The organism is Exiguobacterium sp. MMG028 (assembly GCF_027947425.1).
Lineage (GTDB): Bacteria > Bacillota > Bacilli > Exiguobacteriales > Exiguobacteriaceae > Exiguobacterium > Exiguobacterium aestuarii_A.
Genome location: NZ_JAQJIN010000001.1, coordinates 486546 through 506470 on the forward strand (window position 1 = coordinate 486546; position 19925 = coordinate 506470).

Here is a 19925-nt window from a genome sequence, read left to right on the forward strand (position 1 = left end):
TTACGATTCTTTTGTGACAGCCACTTCCGTCTCCGAATCGATTCCCGTGTTTGCTTTGACGAGAATCCGTTCGTAGTTTCCTGCGGCTTCGTCGGACTTCGTGACGAGCGTACCGATGATGGCTGCAAGGAAGCCGAGTGGGATTGAGACGATTCCTGGGTTTGAGAGTGGGAAAAGTGCTTCTCCAATGAAAATGGCTGAGCCGTCCGGTGCCCATAGGTTCGGACTGAGTGCGACCAAGATTAAAGAAGAGAACAAACCGACGACCATCCCCCAGATTGCACCGCCTGTGTTAAAGCGTCTCCAGAAAATCGTGAAGAGAATGACTGGTAAGTTCGCACTTGCTGCAACAGCAAAAGCGAGTGACACGAGAAACGCTACGTTCATCGATTGAGCGAAGAACGCAAGTCCCATCGAGACGAGAGCGACGGCCACAGAAGCGATCCGGGCGGCTTTTACTTGTTCCTTCTCTGTCGCTTCCCCTTTCCGGATAATGTGACCATAGAAGTCATGAGCGAAAGCAGATGCGGCTGACAAGACGAGCCCGGCGACGACCGCTAGAATGGTCGCGAATGCGATGGCTGCCACGAAGGCGAACAAGAGGTCGCCACCGAGTACTTGCGCAAGGAGAGGAGCCGCCATGTTACCTGCAGGGTTCGCGGCGAGAATGGCGTCTCGTCCGACAAAAGCTGCTGCCCCGAAACCTAAGAAGATTGTCAAAATGTAGAACGCTCCAATGATCCACGTCGCATACACGACCGACTGTCTTGCCGTCGGTGCATCTTTGACGGTAAAGAAGCGAATCAAGATGTGTGGAAGACCAGCCGTACCGAGTACGAGCGCCATATTTAACGAAATCGTATCGAGCGGGAGCTTGAATTTGTTGCCTGGGTTCAAGAAGTCACTACCGAGCGGTGTGGCTTTGCTCACTTCATTGAACATCGTCATGATTGAGAAGTCGAATCGTGCAAAGACGAGAAATGAGATGATGGCTGTCCCAATCATTAATAAGACGGCTTTTGTGATCTGTACCCATGAAGTCGCCGTCATCCCACCGAATACGACGTAGACCGTCATCAATATCCCGACGACAACGACACTTGTCGTATACGGGATGCCGAGCAATAGTTCAATCAGTGCACCGGCCCCGACGAGCTGGGCAATCATATAAAAAATAGAGATGACGATGGCATTCATTGCAGCGACACCACGCACGCGTGGCTTATTGAAGCGAGCGGCAATCATGTCGGCCATCGTATACTTCCCAAGATTGCGGAGTGGCTCCGCGACGAGATAGAGGACAACGAGATAGGCAACGAGGAAGCCGATGGAATAGAAAAAGCCATCAAATCCAGCGAGTGCGATCATGCCTGCAATTCCTAAGAAGGAGGCGGCAGACATATAGTCCCCCGCAATCGCGAGACCGTTTTGGAAACCAGTCAACCCACCATCAGCCGTGTAGAAATCACTGGCGGTTTTCGTTTTTCTAGCGGCGAAATATGTAATGACAAGGGTGAGACCGACAATGGCGGTAAAGAGGGCAATTGCTGTCCAGTTCATGATTTCACCTCTTCCTTCAGTTGTCTCACGAGTGCATCAAAGCGCCGGGCACGACGACTATAGAGCACGCACAGTGTCCACGTCATAATAAACTGGGAGAAGGCGAACGCCCAAGCCCAAGTGATGTCACCAACAATTTTTGTATTCAAGATCGTTGTGTAACTTGTCAAAACAGGGAGCGTGAAATAGAAAATAAGTGAGAAGATGATAGCGGGAACGATAAAACGATTTTTTTCACGCATCAATTGGTGGAACGTCTCATGTTCTGTAATCGACTGAGCGGAATGACTACTGGTCGTTTGGGTAACTTGTGTCACATCATGCATAAAACCCCTCCTAAGCTGTAAGATAAATCCATTATGCGATGGAAAAATGAGAGGAGTCATGCCTTTTTTTCATGTCGAATTCACTAACATTATTGTAATATTGGTCATACCAATTTGTTGTAAGCGTTTTCAATATTGTCCAAATATTGAACGTTATGTCTATATAATTAAAATTGGAAGAAAAGGTACTTTCGACCCAATAGGCAAAATGCACAATTCGACAAAATAAAAAAACTCTAACCTGGATGGAAAGAGTCTACTGCTGAAAATAGTGTTCGTAAGGTGTCCAGTCGATTTGTTCTTCGGCTAGCGCTTTTTTTAGGAATTTGTGGTCTCGCTTAGGCGTTGCAGCGATATATCCTTTTACAACGAGTTCGGTCGTCATCTTCTTAGCACGAGATTCGAGGGCAAACTGACCGATTTTGCCTGCGATTTTTCGGATGGCGACGTCTCGAAATAGTTCTGGAACCGGTGAAACGAGTCGATCTAACAGAGTCCGCGTTTCCGGCGTCCATAAGTGACGTGTTCTCTCTATATAATCATCCTCAATGTCTAAAAGGGAACGTCCGTCTTCTTTCGGCATTCGTTTTAAAAACTTACGAAACATGAAGTACCCGCCAATCGTCATGAGTCCAATCATGACGAATCCCCAGAATACAATGAAATACATCATCAAGTTTTCTGGCATCGTCTTTCCCCCGTTCTATACATTCACTTACTGTCATCGTTAGTATACAAAAAAGAATCCATTTGCAAAAGGCGTACGTCTCGTTAGGATAGACGAACTCAATCGATTTCGTTAGAATAGATAGCGTTGCTACGAGAATAAGCATGAAGTGAGTCGAGAAAGGAAAGGTCTATCGTATATGAGCCAATTGAAACAAGAAGTCGAGAGACGCCGAATATTCGGCATCATCTCTCACCCGGATGCGGGTAAGACGACATTAACAGAGAAGTTACTTTTGCACGGTGGTGCAATTCGTGAAGCGGGTACCGTCAAAGCGCGTAAAAATTCAAAACACGCCAAATCAGACTGGATGGAAATTGAGAAACAACGTGGAATCTCGGTTACATCTTCTGTCATGCAATTCATCTATCAAGACAAAGTCGTGTCGATCATGGATACACCTGGGCACAACGATTTCGGTGAGGACACGTATCGCGTATTGACATCTGTCGACAGCGCGGTCATGGTCATCGATGCCGCGAAAGGAATCGAGACGCAGACGAAGAAGCTATTCCAAGTTTGTCGTATGCGCGGTATTCCAATCTTTACGTTCATGAACAAATTGGACCGACAAGCAAAAGACCCGCTTGAATTGATGGAAGAACTTGAGGAAGTGCTCGGCATGCCTTCAGTTGCCATCACATGGCCAATCGGAAGCGGGATGCAGTTCGAAGGTGTTTATGACCGAATGAAAAATGAAGTTCATTTGTTCCGCGGAGACAAGTCGACCCTTCAACTAAGTGAGGACGGAGTAAACGACCCGGTGCTCGCTGACCATCTTTCTGAAGAGAACTTGACGAATCTTCGCGATGAGATCGACCTACTCGACGGAGCAGGAAATGAGATTGATGTGGAAGCGATCCAAAGCGGTAAATTGACGCCCGTATTCTTCGGAACGGCGCTCGTTGACTTTGGTGTGACTGCGTTCTTGAATCATTATTTGGAGATGTCTCCAGCTCCAGAGGCGCGTAAATCGAACGTCGGTCCAATCAATCCGACATCAGAAGATTTCAGTGGGTTCGTCTTTAAGATTCAAGCGAACATGAACCCGGCGCACCGTGACCGCATCGCATTCGTTCGGATCTGTTCGGGTGTGTTCGAACGAGGAATGGACGTCACACTCACCCGGACCGGTAAGAAAATCAAATTGAGCCAGTCTACGCAGCTCATGGCTAACGATCGTGAGACGGTTGACCAAGCGTTCGCAGGAGATGTCATCGGGATCTATGATTCAGGTACGTATCAAATCGGGGATACGATTACGACATCCAAACAAAAGATCGCCTTTGAAGCATTGCCGACTTTCCCACCTGAACTGTTTATGCGAGTATCACCAGTCAACTCGCTCAAGTCGAAACACTTCCACAAAGGTGTAGAGCAACTCGCGCAAGAAGGGGCGATCCAAGTTTATCGCAACGAATACAATGAAATTTATCTCGGTGCGGTCGGTCAACTCCAGTTCGAAGTGTTTGAATATCGTTTGAACAATGAGTATGGCGTAGATATCCGGATGGAACCTGTATCGTACAGCGTTGCACGTTGGGTAAAAGATAAAGAATTGAAAGCATTGAAACCTTTCCAAGACTCACGGAACATGCTCGTCACTGACCGCTGGGAACGTCCGGTCTTCCTGTTCGCGAACGAGTTCACGTATGAACGGTTCGCCGAACGTCATGCGGACGATTTGACTCTCGTCGAGGCTTTAGATGTCAACGAAGAGATTGGAACAGAAGAATAATGTGCAAACACCTCAGTTTTGAGGTGTTTTTTTGTCGTTTATCCCTTTTTTAGTGAATTGATAAGTTTTACTTATGACTAATTTGTGACGGAATGTATTTTACGTCACGCTATACTTGTATTATGATAAATATGTGAAAAGTAAGCGATTACGCATTGTCGTGTGGTCGGCGCTTTCAAAAAGGGGGAAATTGCAATGGAACAGACGAATGTTTTAGACGCGTTCGCATCTCGGACATCATTCGAGGCGAACGGGCAATCGTATGATTTTTATCGATTGAAAAAATTAGAAGAAGAAGGGTTAACGAACATCAGCCGTTTACCTTATTCGATTCGCGTACTTCTCGAATCGGTACTCCGTCAACAAGACGGTCGCGCGATTACAAAAGAACATGTCGAGAACTTGGCAAAATGGGGTACTGCCGACGTCTCGAAAGACATTGACGTACCGTTCAAGCCGGCACGCGTTGTACTTCAAGACTTCACGGGTGTACCGACGGTCGTAGACCTTGCTTCACTTCGTAAAGCGATGGCGGACCTCGGTGGAGACCCGAACAAAATCAACCCAGAAATCCCTGTCGACCTCGTCGTTGACCACTCTGTTCAAGTAGATGCGTACGGTTTCGCTGGCGCATTGATGAAAAACATGGACATTGAATTCGAACGTAACGAAGAGCGTTATAAATTCTTACGTTGGGCTCAGACGGCGTTTGACAACTATCGTGCCGTACCACCTGCAACGGGGATTGTGCACCAAGTAAACTTAGAGTACTTGGCTTCTGTCGTTCTCGAGAAAAACGATGCATCAGGTACTGTGGCTTATCCAGATTCACTCGTCGGAACGGATTCGCACACAACGATGATCAACGGACTCGGTGTTCTTGGATGGGGCGTTGGAGGAATCGAAGCGGAAGCAAGTATGCTCGGTCAACCATCGTACTTCCCAGTGCCAGAAGTCGTCGGTGTCAAAATCATCGGTGAAGTCAACCCTGGTGTAACAGCGACAGACGTAGCACTCGTCGTAACAGAGATGCTCCGTCATGAAAAAGTAGTCGGGAAATTCGTTGAATTCTTCGGACCGTCGCTTCACACGATGCCACTTTCAGACCGTGCGACAATCGCAAACATGGCGCCAGAATATGGTGCGACATGTGGATTCTTCCCAGTCGATACGGAAACGTTGAACTACATGCGTACAACTGGCCGCTCTGAAGAGTTGATCTCACTCGTTGAAGAATACTCGAAAGCGAACGACCTCTTCTACACGCCAGACCAAGCAGATCCAACGTTCACGAAAGTGTTGACGCTCGACTTGTCAAAAGTTGAACCTTCACTTGCGGGTCCAAAACGTCCACAAGACCGAATCAACCTCACAGACGTTCAAACATCGTTCATCGATAGCTTGAGCGCTCCTGCAGGGAACAGCGGCTTTGGACTTGACCGTTCGGAACTCGAGAAGAAGGCGACGGTCAACTATGAAGATGGCGCCGTCGACATGAGCACAGGAGATGTCGCGATTGCTGCCATCACAAGCTGTACGAACACATCAAACCCTTACGTTATGGTCGGTGCCGGACTCGTTGCGAAGAAAGCGGTAGAACGCGGCTTGACTGTTCCAAAATACGTGAAGACATCACTCGCACCAGGTTCGAAAGTCGTAACGGACTATCTCGACAAAGCCGGCTTGACTTCTTACTTGGACGAACTCGGCTTTAACACGGTCGGTTATGGCTGTACGACATGTATCGGAAACTCGGGTCCACTTGACCGTGAAGTCGAAGAAGCAATCACGGAGAACGACTTGCTCGTATCTTCTGTCCTTTCTGGGAACCGTAACTTTGAAGGACGCGTTCACCCGCTCGTGAAAGCGAACTTCTTGGCGTCACCACCACTCGTCGTCGCTTACGCACTCGCAGGGTCAGTCAACTTCGACATCATGAATGATTCGTTCGGTACGGACAAAGATGGAAATGAAGTATACTTCAAAGACATCTGGCCATCAAACGATGAAATCAAGATGGTCGTACAAGACGTCGTGTCACCAGAAGCGTTCCGTAAAGAATACGAAACGGTCTTCACTGGTAACGAGCGTTGGAACGCTCTAGACGTTCCAGAAGGTAACTTGTATGACTTCTCAGATGAGTCGACATACATCCAAAACCCACCATTCTTCGAACAACTCGAACCAGAAGCGGGCGAAGTTCATGCATTGAACGGCTTACGCGTCATCGGGAAGTTCGCGGATTCGGTCACGACTGACCACATCTCGCCAGCGGGATCATTCTCGAAGACGACACCAGCTGGTCAATACCTCCTTTCTAAAGGGGTAGAGCCACTTGACTTCAACTCTTACGGTTCACGCCGTGGTAACCATGAAGTCATGATGCGTGGTACGTTCGCAAACATTCGTATCCGCAACCAAGTCGCACCAGGTACAGAAGGTGGATTCACGACTTACTGGCCAACAGGTGAGATCATGCCGATGTACGATGCTGCGATGAAGTATAAAGAACAAGGTACTGGACTTGTCGTCCTTGCTGGAAACGACTACGGAATGGGGTCGTCTCGTGACTGGGCTGCGAAAGGGACAAACCTTCTTGGCATTCGTGCGGTCATCGCACAAAGTTTCGAGCGGATTCACCGTTCAAACCTTGTTATGATGGGTGTCCTTCCACTTCAATTCTTAGAGGGTGAATCAGCAGAGACACTCGGATTGACTGGTGAGGAAGCGATCGATATCCAAGTCGATGAGTCTGTACGTCCACGCGATATCTTGAACGCAAAAGCGACACATGAAAACGGAACGGTGACAGAATTCAAAGTCATCGCACGTTTCGACTCTGAAGTTGAAATTGATTACTACCGTCACGGTGGAATCTTACAAATGGTTCTCCGTAACAAACTTAAGTAAGGCACTGCTTATTAAACCTTCCTTTGAAAAAAGGAAGGTTTTTTTCATGAATATGCGAATTCATGGTGAAAGTTTTAAAAGAATCGGGAACAGGAAGACAGGGAGGGGTGTGCTTATGGAGCGGGAAAATAAAAAGGGTAAGAGTTGGTGGAAACGTTTGACACAACAAAAAGAGGTAGAACCTGATCGGGAAATCGACATCTCGTTACCTGAATTACGCCACGCGATTCACGAGTATGAACAGACGTTGCCAAAAGGTGTAAATCGTACCGTCCTACTAGATGACACACAGGAGATTGACACCAAACGATTGAAGCATCATTTATCCGGAATCCCGAAACAGCGTTTCTATATGTCGAAAGAGACGTTTCATATCGTTCCGGAAGAAGAGCGTGATGTCATCTATGAGATGGACCAAGTACAGCGTGCCCTAGACCTGTATATGGATCAAGAGAAAAAATTGCCATTGCGGAAATTTGAAAATGCACTACAGCTAGATTTGACACGTCTTCGAGAGGGAGGTTACTTAAAGACACTTCCAAAAAGACCTTATTATGTGGTGGATGAGACGTTAATTGTCTCGCTTGAACCGAAGGAAACATCTTCTTGACAAGACACCTATCTATTTTTCAGTAAATGACACATTTATGGACAGTTGGGGTTGAGACTTGTTTAAAAAGTATGTTAGGGTGGAAAACGTATATGAAAATAGAAAATTAAATAGGAGTGATTTTATGGAACGGAAAAGCCGTGTGACGCCTGTGTTCGTCATTTCTGCAATCATAACTGGCTTATTCACAATCTGGGGATTATTTCCCGAAAGCATTTTAGGAAATGCTAGTCTATTAAATGTAACCAGCACGTTACAAGGCTGGCTCTCAAACGGGATGGGCTGGTTCTACCTGTTAAGTGCGACCGGCTTCTTACTTGTCGCTATCTTTTTAATCTTTTCTCGCTATGGATCGATTCGTCTCGGGAAAGATACGGACCGACCTGAATTCAGTTACTTGTCATGGTTCGCCATGTTATTCAGTGCCGGAATGGGGATTGGGCTCATCTTCTGGGGAGCGGCAGAGCCGCTGCTTCATTTCCATTCACCACCGTTCTCTTCTTTGACGCCTGAAGGGGACGCGCGTACTGCAATGCGTTATGCATTCTTCCACTGGGGCTTCCACCCTTGGGCAATTTATGCGATGATCGCACTCGCAATCGCATACTCAACGTTTAGAAAAGGGCGCCCTGCGACGATTGGGGAGACAATCGGTTCGCTCGTCCATAACCGCTACGAACAACCTGTGAAACAAACGGTCGATATTCTTGCGGTCATTGCGACGGCATTCGGGGTAGCGACTTCACTCGGTTTTGGTGCTCAACAGATTGCCGGTGGTCTTCATTATCTCATCCCTGGGGTACCGAACGCCTTCGTGACACAGTTGATCATCATCGCCGTCGTAACGGTGCTTTATATGATTAGTGCTTCAACAGGTCTTGAAAAAGGGATTCGCATTTTAAGTAACACGAACATCTTCTTAGCGATTGTCTTACTTGTCGCGACCATGTTCGCTGGACCGACTGCGTTCATCTTCGACTTGTTCACTCAAACAGTAGGGACATACTTGCAACAACTTCCTGGTATGAGTTTCCGTACGGCCGCGTTCGAACCGGTTGAACGTGAGTGGATCAATGGCTGGACGATCTTCTATTGGGCATGGTGGATCTCGTGGTCACCATTCGTCGGAACGTTCATCGCACGCGTATCGAAAGGCCGCACGATTCGTGAATTTATTATCGGGATTTTACTCGTCCCTACATCGTTCGGACTCTTATGGTTCTCCGTCTTCGGTGGCTCAGCTATCTGGGCTGACTTGTTCGGTGGATACGACTTGATTGGACAAGTGAACGAAATCGGTACAGAAGTCGGGCTGTTCGCGTTATTCGATACGTTTGGTGGTTTTGGGACAGTACTCAGTATTGTCGCAATCTTCCTAATCTCGACATTCTTTATCACGTCTGCTGACTCAGCGACATACGTACTCGGTATGCTCACTTCAAACGGGAAGCTTGTCCCGCCAATGGGCATTAAAATGACATGGGGTGTGATCCAATCATCTATCGCTGCCGTGCTTCTATATGCTGGTGGTTTGGCTGCCCTGCAAGCTGTTGCTATTCTCGCAGCTTTCCCATTCATCTTCGTTCTCGTCTTTATGATTGTCGCCTTGTTCAGAGACTTGGCTGATGAGCCGGATGAACGAGATAAATGGCTCGAAGCACAGAAGAAAGATGAAGACAAATTAGGATAATTTAGAGGGGTCTCGTATGAGACCCTTTTTTCGGTTAAAAATATTTTGCTTGTCCTCTTAGCTAGTGTAGGATAGTAAGTGAAGAAACGAGGAGGATAGGCTATGAAACAACAGATAAAAAAACGGTTGAGCTGGGTCATTTTGGCCGGCATCCTCATTGTCGGGGCATTACTCGCTTATAATTTTTACGTACTCATGAATCTGAATGGTGAAGAGGGAGAACAGGTTGAACCGTTCTACTCAAATGTCGTGATTGGGTATCAAGAGCGTAAACTTCCGAAAGAAGGGGAAACACTCGAAGAGCGAGAGTACCTTGTCACGTATGATGAAAACGGACATTTTGTCTCAGAAGTCGTCATGGGACCAAACGTGGGTGCAAAAGCAGAGTGGGACGGAGAAACGTATTTGGAGTTTAATCCGGACGGAGAAGAGGTTCTTCGACAAGAGACAAATTCCGGAGCAGTCGCACCGCATCCATTCCTATCCCGCGCCACGAATGAACAGATTCGTAAATGGCTAGACGATGGCACACTCGGGTCAAGTGAGGGCGAGACAGATTTAGTCGGTCGAACAGCGCAAGCTTATGTGAAGTCTGAAGCGGCTGAAACGGTTCCTGAAGAATGGGTTCAAAACTATCCATCTATTTTTAGTGAAGAAGAAAATAAAGAGACAGTCACATATTATGTCGATGCGAATGAACGGATTTTGCTTGCGGCAGAATCGCGGAATAACGGAAAGTTGTTCCATTCGATTCGGATGACGTCTTTTGAATCAAGATAATCCGATGGGGAGCAGACAACATGTCGGCTCCCTTGTCGTCTGAAAGGGAGAACAGAATGAAACAAATTCAAGTTGAACAAGTTCAAACGGATTTGACGAGCTGGGAAGCTGGAGAAAAGATTAATGAGGCGGCGCTCTTATCTTACGCGCACTGGTCACGTGCGACTGGGCATGAAGAAGAATTGATTCGTTCGTTGACATTGCTTGCTACACATCGACTCGAGCAGAAGGAGTCGATGGACCCGTTATTGAACCGCTGGGTGAAAGAATTGGAGTCGATGAATGCGTTACCGCCTGAATTACGTCTGTTTCAATTGAACGAGCAGTTGCGTCGATCAAAGCAAGCGCTCCAAATTGATTGGCCGACACTTCGCGAAGCGGATTACGCCTCAATGAAGGTACAAATTTTGACGGAATACGAGTCAAAAACATCTGCACTACTTGACCAACTCGACCGACTTCACGATGAAGTGGAGGCGGCCAAGTCTGATTTGCGAGACTCAGAATGGCGGGGGCAACTCGAAAAGATCTTTGAGGCCATCATCGAGGCGATGCAGGAAGTCGCATCGTTAGAGGATGATACGGCATCTTTACTCGCATCGATGCAAGGGAACTACTTCAGTCGAGAAGCGTTTCGTCGCTTCGGTGAACGCGTTGTGCTCGTCAAAGAGCGACTCGATGCAATCTGTCAGTTGCTGCCGGAACGCAAAACGGAGACACGCTCAAGCGCCATCGAATCACTTGAGGAAATGATTGGTCTAGATGACATCAAAGACCGTGTGAAAGCATGGTATCGCTTTCTGCTCTTCCAGAAAGAACGAGAAAAAGCAGGGTTTTCATCGAAGCACCAACCCTCTCTTCATCTTGTGTTTACGGGTAATCCAGGTACCGGGAAAACGACGCTTGCTCGACTCATGGCAGAGATTTACTTTGAACTCGGCCTGCTCAGTCGACCAGATCTCGTTGAGGCGGATCGCTCTAGTCTTGTCGGCGCATATGTCGGACAAACGGAAGAACAAGTGATGAATAAAGTCAAAGAAGCAGAAGGTGGCGTCCTGTTCATCGATGAGGCATATGCACTAAAACGTCAAGATGCGAGTGGCAGTGACTATGGGCAAGCTGCAATCGACACGCTCGTCGCAGCGATGACGAGCGGCGAATATGCTGGGAAGTTTGTCGTCATCTTGGCCGGTTATCCTGAAGAGATGCGTCATTTTCTACTTGCAAACCCTGGTTTACGCTCACGATTCCCCGAATCGAATCACTACGAGTTGCCAAACTATCGGGATGAGGAATTAGTCGCCATCGGTGAAAAAGTGGCACAGGAAAATAATTATGTGTTGACGGAGGAAGCAAAACGGTCACTTCTGACCCGGATTGACCGTGAACGAGTCGATTCGACGTTCGGGAATGCGCGAACGGTTCATAACATCCTACTCGATGCGATGTTTAAAAAAGGATCTCGTTTCGGTGCAGATGCCCCTCTAGACGAGATGGCACTTTTGACCGAAGAAGACTTTGATCAACCCGAAGAAGATGCGAATCCAACATCGTTGGACGACCTTGTCGGTATGGAAGATGCCAAAGCACAATTGGCAGAGATTGAAGCACTCGTGAACATCCAAAAGAGACGAAAAGCGCTCGGTCTGAAGACAGCACCCGTCCAACTTCATATGACACTCACAGGGAATAGTGGAACGGGTAAGACAACTTTTGCATATCTATATGCTCAAATGTTGAAGCGTACAGGCTATTTGAAGCGTGGACATGTCAACGTTGTCAGTCGAGCGGATTTGGTCAGTGGCTATGTGGGACAGACCGCACAAAAAACGAAAGCGGCGATTCGTGATGCACTCGGTGGCGTATTACTCATTGACGAGGCATACAGCCTGAATGGAGGAGCGAATGACTACGGTCGAGAGGCAATCGATACACTTGTCGATGAAATGCCGAAACATGGCGAAAACCTTGTTGTCGTCCTTGCGGGGTATGAAGGTCCGATGAGACGATTGATTGAATCGAATCCTGGACTAAGCAGTCGCATGAAACGTACGATTCATTTTGAAGATTATTCGCAAGAACAACTAGTCGAGATTGCTGTGAACTATGCGAACCAATTTGGATACGAGCTGGACGAACAAGCGATTGAAGCATTATCGATTCGATTGAGTGAAATCAAACACGCGAATGCACGGACGGCTTTGTCTGTGATCGATGAGTCAATCGCTCGTCAATCGTACCGACTCATGTCGGAGGAAGAGAACGAGACTTCACTCCAACAATTATTAGTAGTAGATATTAAGAGTAAACTATAATACACTAGTAACAGGAAAGAAGGATGATTCAATGCATACGATTCAAATCCCAGTTAGATATCAAGAAACGGACATGATGGGAATCGTCTATCATGCCAACTATTTAGTGTACCTAGAGATTGCTCGCACCGAACTGTTACGTCAGCTCGGTGTCGAATACAAAGACATGGAAGAAGCAGGTTTCGTTTCGCCGGTGACGAACGTATCGATGGATTACAAGCGAAGCGTAACGTTTGGCGATACGGTTCATGTGCGCGTATGGGTCGACCAATACTCAAAGATCAGAACGGTTTATGGGTATGAGTTGACGAACCAAGATGGTGAGCTCGTGGGAACAGCCAAGACGACTCATGTTGTGGTCAAACGAGGAGATTTCAAACCGATTCGTCTCGATCGAGAATTCCCGAAATGGCATGACATGTACATGAACGTCATGAATCCTGTCTAAGAATCTTCTGTCTTCGTACCGTCAGTATGGTATCATATCTTGACGGTACTTTTTGTTATCTAGAAAGGGGAAAATCGCATGCGTTATCCATCAGTCTTGATGGTTTGCGGCGCCTTGACGTTCATGTTAGCCGGTTGTACGACAAACGAGCAAGTTGAACCGAAAGAACCAACGACACAGTCATCAACAATAGATGAACCACAAACAGAACCAAACGAACCGACCTCGGATCAGGAAGTGGAAACCGAGTCACCGACAGACGAAGAAACAACGGAGTCTGAACCAAAAGTCGAAGAACAACCAGCTGAGCCGACACCGCCAGCAGCAGAAGAACCGACTACACCTGTCCAACCGATTGAAGTCGATGGTGTCGCAAACTTAGAATTAGAAGAATTGATTCTCGTAAATAAGCAAATTGCATTGCCGGCTAATTATCAGCCGAGCGACTTAGTTGAGGCCAACATCGATTTTGTCGATTCAGCGGTCGGTGAGCGTCGGATGATGCGAAAAGAGGCGGCACGTGCAATCGAAGAATTGATGAGTGACGCAAAAACGTCTGGTATCGATTTGAAAGGGACGAGTGCGTTTCGTTCATACGGTTATCAAGTGACGCTATTCAATGCTTACGTCGAACGGGATGGCAAAGAGCAAGCGATGAAATACTCCGCTCCACCTGGACACTCTGAACATCAGACAGGTCTTGCAATCGACGTTTCGAGTGCTTCAGTCAATTATCAACTCATACAAAGCCTTGGTGAAACGGTTGAAGGGAAATGGCTCGCAGATCATGCTCACGAGTATGGCTTTATCATTCGCTATCAAAAAGCGTTTGAAAAAGAGACGGGCTATATGTATGAACCGTGGCACTTACGTTACATCGGTACTGAGCATGCGAAAGCGGTACACACATTGAATCAGCCATATGACCGATATATTGAGGAATATATGAAGTAAGGGGAATTGCGATGCCATATGTGACAGAAATCATTATTATCATTTTAAGTTATTTACTTGGTGCAATCCCATTTGCGCTCATCATCGGCAAGCTCGGCTATCGAGTAGACGTTCGCGAACATGGGAGTGGCAACTTAGGTACGACGAACACGTTTCGTGTTCTCGGGAAAAAAGCAGGAATTCTTGTTTTACTCGGTGACATGGGAAAAGGACTAGTCGCTGCACTACTACCTCTATTATTCGGAAGTGAGATGAGTTTGCTTCTTGCTGGAATTCCGGCAGTCATTGGCCATTCTTATCCGATTTTTGCGAAGTTTAAAGGTGGAAAATCGGTCGCGACGAGCGGCGGCGTACTTCTAGCAGCGTTTCCGTGGTTCTTCTTTGTCGTCGTCGGCACGTTTATTGTGACACTTCTCATTTCACGGATGGTATCCCTCTCCTCGATGGCTGCCGCTGCTGTAGGTCTTGTAACGGCAACGACGTACAGTCTGTTGACGAAGGATTGGTTACCTCTCATTGTCATCGTTCCGCTCGCCTTGTTTATCATCATTAAACATCATACGAACTGGCAACGAATACGAACAGGGAAAGAACCAAAAGTCCCGCTTTTTCAAAACAAACATAAATCTTAATTTCTTTCAGGTGCGTCCGATCAAGACGCACCTTTTTTGTGCATTGTTGTTGATTTACATAAAAAAGAAGCAAAATCATGTTGGATTTGCTCGTTCTTTACTTTCAATTTACGTTAAATTTACATGCGTTCGTTACACTAGGAAAGGAAAGATTTTAGTGGAGGAGGCAGGGACGTGTCTTTAATCGGTGAAGAACGTAAACAGAAAATTGTCGAGTGGATCGAACGAGAAGGTAAAGTGAAGACGAGCGAATTGATTGAGCGATTGAATGTATCAGGGGAATCGATTCGACGTTATTTAGAAGAACTAGAGAAAGAACATCGAATCAAGCGTGTTTATGGGGGGGCGGTTCTTCATCAGAGCATGTCTTTTCAGCCGATTGTCATTGCCAACATGGATGGGATCCGCCGTATCGCGTATACGGCATTTCAATTGATTCCGGACGATACGTTACTCTATATCGGTCATGGGGTTGCAGCCGAACAAGTGGCGTCTCGTATACGAGGACGAAATGTGACGGTGGTCACGCCATCTTTAACGGTCGCCAAAGCCTTGTTTGAACAACGGGCGAAAGGTGTGCTCGGTGGCGAGATTCAGTTGTTAGGTGGTACAATCGATCCGAAACATCTCGTGACGACAGGCGAACAAGTTCTTGCACAACTCCAAACCTATATGTTCGACCTTGCCATCTTATCTGTTGAGGGGGTCGATTCAACTCTTGGCTTGACGTGCGATGCTTTCGGACTCGCTAGTATCACACAATCGGTGATGTCCCAAAGTCGCGAGACATTCTTATTAACCGACCATACCCAGTTGAACCAACAAAAAAGATATCGGGTGTGCGACTTTTCAAAGGTGACGGCAATTATCTCAGATTTTCCGGAACCACAAGAATTTAAAGGCGTCTTAGCCGAACATGGTGTGGACTGGAAGTTCGCGCCGTAAAAGGAGCGATTGTATGAAAGTAGAAGTGATTGTCACAACGTTATCTGAAGCAATCGAGGCGGAGCAACTCGGGGCAGATCGACTCGAGCTGATTGCAGATATGGAGAATGGCGGGATCACGCCAAGTTTCGGGACGATTCGGAATGTAATCGAGCACGTATCCATCCCGGTACATGTCATGATTCGACCTCATACACGTTCATTCCATTTCAACGAAGATGATGTGGAAACAATGCTTGCAGACATTGGTCTATGCCGTGAACTCGGGGTGAATGGAATCGTCTTTGGTGCATTGACAAAAGACGGGGCAATCGATGAGCGGATTTTAGGAGAAGTCATCAAACATAAAGGTGAGATGGCACTAACGTTCCATCGTGCCTTCGACGCGTCGCGTGATGTATATGAATCGCTGGATGTCTTAAATGATTTCCCAGAAATCGATATCTTATTGACATCTGGTGGTGCGAACACTGCATTAGAAGGTATCGAAACATTGATCCGACTGAACGAGCAAGCAGAGATGACTATATTGCCTGGAGCCGGCATCACGTCAGAAACTTTGCCATCGTTACAGGAACGACTCAACGTCGACATGGTACACGTCGGGAATGGCGTACGAACAAACGGACAGTTGGATGGGGATAAATTTAAACAACTTCGTGGATGAGTCAAAGCGGAAAACAGTCGAAAGACTGTTTTTTTGCTATAATGAAAGAAAATACAAAGTGTAGGTGAACTCATGCAATCTTCCGTTTACAAACAATATGCGCTTCGAATGCTCTCAGGAAAATGGGGCATATCATTACTCGTCGTTTTGACCGTCATGGTCATTCAGGCGATGATCACGACACGTCTAGACCTATCAACGAATGACCCTGAAGTTCTCATGACTTCTGTGGCACTATTGTATGGGGCGACAGTCCTTCTCGCTCCAATCGAGCTCGGGAAGAATTGGGTGTTTCTTCAGGTCGCTAAAGACGAGAAGCCTAAGTTCGGCTTATTGATTGAAGCGTTCGGCTCCCTGAAAGAGTATTCACGAGCGGTGATTTATTACGCGGTGTTTTATTTAGGACTGAACGTGTTGATGTTATTCCTAATTGTGCCTGGCGTCTGGTTTTATTTGACGTATCGCATCACACCGTTCATCATGCGGGAAGAACCAGATCTCTCGGCGTTCCAAGCTATGCGAAAGAGTCGTTTGATGATGAAAGGGCATAAACAGACGATGTTAAAGCTATTCGCAAGTTTTATCGGATGGTACGCGCTCGTCCTTCTTACTGGGGGACTCGCTTACATCTTTGTCACGCCTTACTTACAGACGGCGATTTCAGGTCTCTATCTAGAAATGAAGGCGTCATATCTCGCAAAACAACCGGTCGGATAATCCGACCGGTTGTTTACGTTCAATGCTGATCTGTCTTTTTCGGGTTAGGGGCGTCTTCAAAATCTTGTTTTTCTTGTTCAGACGCATCCGCATGCCACTTTTTCGCTTGTTCAGTGGCAATTGGTATCGCTTTCGTCTCAGAATAGCCTTGTGCGAGCAGTGCGTTCGCAATATCAATGGCTTTCTTTTTTACAAGTGGATCGAAGTTTTTCAGTGATTCAGGATAGTCTTTCATGTTCCATGGCACGAAAATCGCCTCCTTCACTCCTACTAATTCCACAAACGGCATGATTCAAACGTCTTGATGAAGGTAATACTCGATGAGCGCTTGTGTTCCGTTCTCCCCGTATCCATTTTCTTCGAGAATCGAATAGAGTCGATGAGCGAGTTCGAGTCCAGGTAATTTCACTTGAAGTTCGTTTGCACTCTCGATGGCGAGTGTCATATCCTTAATAAAATGTTTGATGAAGAAACCTGGAGCATAATCTTCAACAATCATCCGTGGAACCAAGTTTTCAAGCGTCCAGCTACCGGCTGCTCCTCCACGAATCGTACGGATGAGCGCTTCGGGGTCAAGTCCTGCTCGTTTACTGAACGCGAACATCTCCGCATTCCCCATCATCGTTCCGGCAATGGCGATTTGGTTTGCGAGTTTCGCATATTGTCCGCTCCCGGCATATCCCATCCGCTCAATGGACTGTCCCATTGCTTCGAATAAAGGTTTTGCCTTATTGAAGGCGAACTCTCCGCCACCGACCAAAATGGAAAGCGTCCCATTTTTTGCACCAATATCTCCACCGGTGACCGGTGCATCGAGCGGAAGAAGACTCCGTTCAATGGCCGTTTCGGCGATTCGTTCGGCAAGTTTCGGAGAAGAGGTTGTCATATCAATCAAGAGCGTACCTGGTTCTGCCGAGTCGAGGATATTTCCCTCCCCGAAATAAATCGACTCAACATCTGATGGATAACCGACGATGGTGATGACGGCATCAGCATCTTGACATACCTCTTGAATCGTTTCGCACCATACTACACCTTCCTCTAATAGCGAGGCAGCCTTCTCTTTCGTTCTCGTATAAGCTTTTACGTCAAAACCATGCTTCATCAAATTTCGTACCATGGATTGGCCCATGACCCCGAGACCGATAAACCCGATTGTTTTCATGTAGATTGTCCCCCTAGTAATTGTTGTGAGACGAGACGCTGATAAAGGGCGTTCTCGTTTAAAAGTTGTTCGTGTTTCCCAATCCCGCTGATGCGTCCATCTTCTAACACGACGATTTGGTTGGCATGTCTGACGGTCGATAAGCGGTGGGCGATCACGAGTGTGGTTCTCCCGACCATCAGGCGATCGAGCGCTTCCTGGACGACGCGTTCTGATTCTGAATCTAGACTCGACGTCGCTTCGTCGAGCAATAAAATTTGAGGATTACGTAACAATGCCCTGGCAATCGCAAGACGCTGTCGTTGTCCACCTGACAAGCGAATACCACGTTCTCCAATCTCCGTCTCGAGCTGATTCGGCATCACTTCGATAAATGACCATGCGTTTGCCATTTCACACGCCTCTTTGATTTCCTCATCACTTACTTTACGTTGAAGACCATAGACGATGTTTGTCCGAACAGAACCCGACAAGACGGGAGAGTCTTGAGCGACATAACCGACGATTTGACGCCATGTATCCCGGGCATATGTTTGAATATCGCGATTACCGTACCGGATTGATCCTTCCGTTGGTGTGTAAAATTGTTCGACGAGCGAAAAAAGTGTCGTTTTGCCGGCGCCGCTTCGACCGACGATGGCGGTCGTTGCGCCCGGTGAAACGTGAAGAGAGAGTTCTTGAAGAACGGGCTCCGTCCCATAATGAAAGGTCACATTCTCGAAAGAGAGGTCAGCCTGCTCGATGGATTCTTGATATGTGCTGTACGGTTCAGGACGGACATCTAATAATTCAGCGATTCGTTCAGTTGCGCCACGAGCTTTTTGTAGTCTCGTCAAAAATTCACTCATTGTGATCAGAGGAGTGATGATTTGGAATACATAGAGCATGAATGCGAGTAGTTCACCTGTCGATAAGGCCCCTGTCGAGACACGATATGCTCCAAATCCGAGTATGGCAATCAACATCCCCGTCAACGTCACGTTAAGGAGAGGGATGAGAATGGCTTGAATTCGTCCTTCTTTCACACCATAATCGAACAACGTTTCGATTTTCACTTTCCCGGTCCGTACTTCCATTTGTTCTGTCGCCTGCGATTTGACGAGACGGATTTCACCGAGCAGTTCCGCAAAGAATCCGGACAGGTTACCGAGCTCCTGTTGCGTTTCTTTTGCAATCACTCGAAGCTTTCGGCCGAGTGGGATGACGATGACAAGCGTCGTCGGAACTGAAAACAAGATGACGAGCGTCATTTGCCAATCGAGCGTGAACAAGATGGCGACGGCACCGATGACCGAAACGAAAGAGGTCAACAAGCGGACACTTTGCTCGGACAACAGCTGTTGTAGCGTCGTCGTGTCATTGTTTAAGCGGGAGACGAGTTCTCCCGATTTGATCCCATCATAAAAAGGGATGGGTAGTTTGATGAGATGGTCCCACAATGTCGTCCGAAGATTGGCGACGACACGTTGACCGACAATATGTAGCCAGTAAATCGATAACGCGCTCGTGATGACCTGGACGAGAAAGGCAAAGAGAAAATATGCAATCCATTCAGGCGTCAACAGGTCACTACTCCAACGGTCAACGACGCGTTGAAGAATGAGAGGAATCGCTAGCGATGCAACGGCTTGAAGGAGCGAAATCAGAATAGCTCCGACAAACAATCCTTTAGGAGGGTTCGCGATTTTAAAAAGTTGGAAAAACGTTTTCCACGTTGATGAATTCATTTTGAACAAACCTC

General features: G+C 47.1%; 18 protein-coding genes. 12 read left to right on the forward strand and 6 right to left on the reverse strand.

From position 1 onward, the window contains the following. The 3 genes from PJK55_RS02630 to PJK55_RS02640 all read right to left on the reverse strand — a co-directional run bounded on the left by PJK55_RS02630 (window position 1) and on the right by PJK55_RS02640 (window position 2574). Complete coding sequence (locus PJK55_RS02630) at window positions 1–1560, reverse strand: solute symporter family protein (RefSeq protein WP_271304696.1); 1560 nt, start codon at window positions 1558–1560, stop codon at window positions 1–3. Next, window positions 1557–1886, reverse strand: coding sequence for a DUF485 domain-containing protein (locus tag PJK55_RS02635; protein WP_271304697.1), 330 nt, complete (start codon window positions 1884–1886; stop codon window positions 1557–1559). Before PJK55_RS02635 ends, PJK55_RS02630 begins: the two co-directional genes overlap by 4 nt. 256 nt (window positions 1887–2142) lie before the next feature. Next, entirely contained in the window at window positions 2143–2574 is a 432-nt protein-coding gene (locus PJK55_RS02640; protein WP_074033193.1) for a DUF2621 domain-containing protein, read from the reverse strand. A gap of 178 nt (window positions 2575–2752) precedes the next feature. On the opposite strand from PJK55_RS02640, the gene PJK55_RS02645 reads away from it, so the two are divergent. The 12 genes from PJK55_RS02645 to PJK55_RS02700 all read left to right on the forward strand — a co-directional run bounded on the left by PJK55_RS02645 (window position 2753) and on the right by PJK55_RS02700 (window position 17019). After that, window positions 2753–4351: a peptide chain release factor 3 gene (locus tag PJK55_RS02645; RefSeq protein ID WP_074033192.1), complete on the forward strand. Its 1599-nt coding sequence runs from the start codon at window positions 2753–2755 to the stop codon at window positions 4349–4351. A gap of 195 nt (window positions 4352–4546) precedes the next feature. After that, a complete protein-coding gene (acnA, locus tag PJK55_RS02650; RefSeq protein ID WP_271304698.1) occupies window positions 4547–7261 on the forward strand; it encodes an aconitate hydratase AcnA in 2715 nt (904 codons plus the stop codon). A 115-nt stretch (window positions 7262–7376) separates the two neighbouring features. Continuing rightward, entirely contained in the window at window positions 7377–7871 is a 495-nt protein-coding gene (locus tag PJK55_RS02655; protein WP_271304699.1) for a DUF3939 domain-containing protein, read from the forward strand. Between the two features lie 124 nt (window positions 7872–7995). After that, window positions 7996–9561, forward strand: coding sequence for a BCCT family transporter (locus PJK55_RS02660; protein WP_271304700.1), 1566 nt, complete (start codon window positions 7996–7998; stop codon window positions 9559–9561). Window positions 9562–9663: 102 nt separating this feature from the next. Continuing rightward, window positions 9664–10341 carry a hypothetical protein gene (locus PJK55_RS02665; RefSeq protein WP_271304701.1) on the forward strand — a complete coding sequence of 226 codons (678 nt, stop codon included), beginning with the start codon at window positions 9664–9666 and terminating at the stop codon, window positions 10339–10341. A 56-nt stretch (window positions 10342–10397) separates the two neighbouring features. Continuing rightward, on the forward strand, window positions 10398–12656 hold the full coding sequence (locus PJK55_RS02670; protein ID WP_271304702.1) for an AAA family ATPase: 2259 nt from the start codon (window positions 10398–10400) through the stop codon (window positions 12654–12656). Window positions 12657–12687: 31 nt separating this feature from the next. After that, window positions 12688–13104 carry an acyl-CoA thioesterase gene (locus PJK55_RS02675; protein ID WP_271304703.1) on the forward strand — a complete coding sequence of 139 codons (417 nt, stop codon included), beginning with the start codon at window positions 12688–12690 and terminating at the stop codon, window positions 13102–13104. A gap of 78 nt (window positions 13105–13182) precedes the next feature. Then, window positions 13183–14058, forward strand: coding sequence for a M15 family metallopeptidase (locus PJK55_RS02680; RefSeq protein WP_271304704.1), 876 nt, complete (start codon window positions 13183–13185; stop codon window positions 14056–14058). A gap of 11 nt (window positions 14059–14069) precedes the next feature. Continuing rightward, on the forward strand, window positions 14070–14690 hold the full coding sequence (plsY, locus tag PJK55_RS02685) for a glycerol-3-phosphate 1-O-acyltransferase PlsY (RefSeq protein ID WP_271304705.1): 621 nt from the start codon (window positions 14070–14072) through the stop codon (window positions 14688–14690). A gap of 174 nt (window positions 14691–14864) precedes the next feature. Beyond that, window positions 14865–15635, forward strand: coding sequence for a DeoR/GlpR family DNA-binding transcription regulator (locus PJK55_RS02690; protein ID WP_074033183.1), 771 nt, complete (start codon window positions 14865–14867; stop codon window positions 15633–15635). 13 nt (window positions 15636–15648) lie between these two features. After that, window positions 15649–16302, forward strand: coding sequence for a copper homeostasis protein CutC (locus PJK55_RS02695; protein WP_271304706.1), 654 nt, complete (start codon window positions 15649–15651; stop codon window positions 16300–16302). A 72-nt stretch (window positions 16303–16374) separates the two neighbouring features. Then, window positions 16375–17019, forward strand: a complete 645-nt coding sequence (locus PJK55_RS02700; protein WP_214782620.1) for a DUF975 family protein — start codon at window positions 16375–16377, stop codon at window positions 17017–17019. 19 nt (window positions 17020–17038) lie between these two features. On the opposite strand, the gene PJK55_RS02705 is transcribed toward PJK55_RS02700, so the two are convergent. From PJK55_RS02705 to PJK55_RS02715, 3 genes are read right to left on the reverse strand one after another with little or no spacing between them, the layout of a single operon-like run. Next, a complete protein-coding gene (locus PJK55_RS02705; RefSeq protein WP_074033180.1) occupies window positions 17039–17266 on the reverse strand; it encodes a hypothetical protein in 228 nt (75 codons plus the stop codon). A 45-nt stretch (window positions 17267–17311) separates the two neighbouring features. Next, window positions 17312–18184, reverse strand: a complete 873-nt coding sequence (locus PJK55_RS02710) for an NAD(P)-dependent oxidoreductase (RefSeq protein WP_214749909.1) — start codon at window positions 18182–18184, stop codon at window positions 17312–17314. Then, the gene (locus tag PJK55_RS02715; RefSeq protein ID WP_271304707.1) at window positions 18181–19911 is read right to left on the reverse strand and encodes an ABC transporter ATP-binding protein; all 1731 of its coding nucleotides are present in this window, start codon (window positions 19909–19911) and stop codon (window positions 18181–18183) included. The genes PJK55_RS02710 and PJK55_RS02715 overlap by 4 nt, the downstream gene beginning before the upstream one ends. Window positions 19912–19925: the final 14 nt, after the last annotated feature.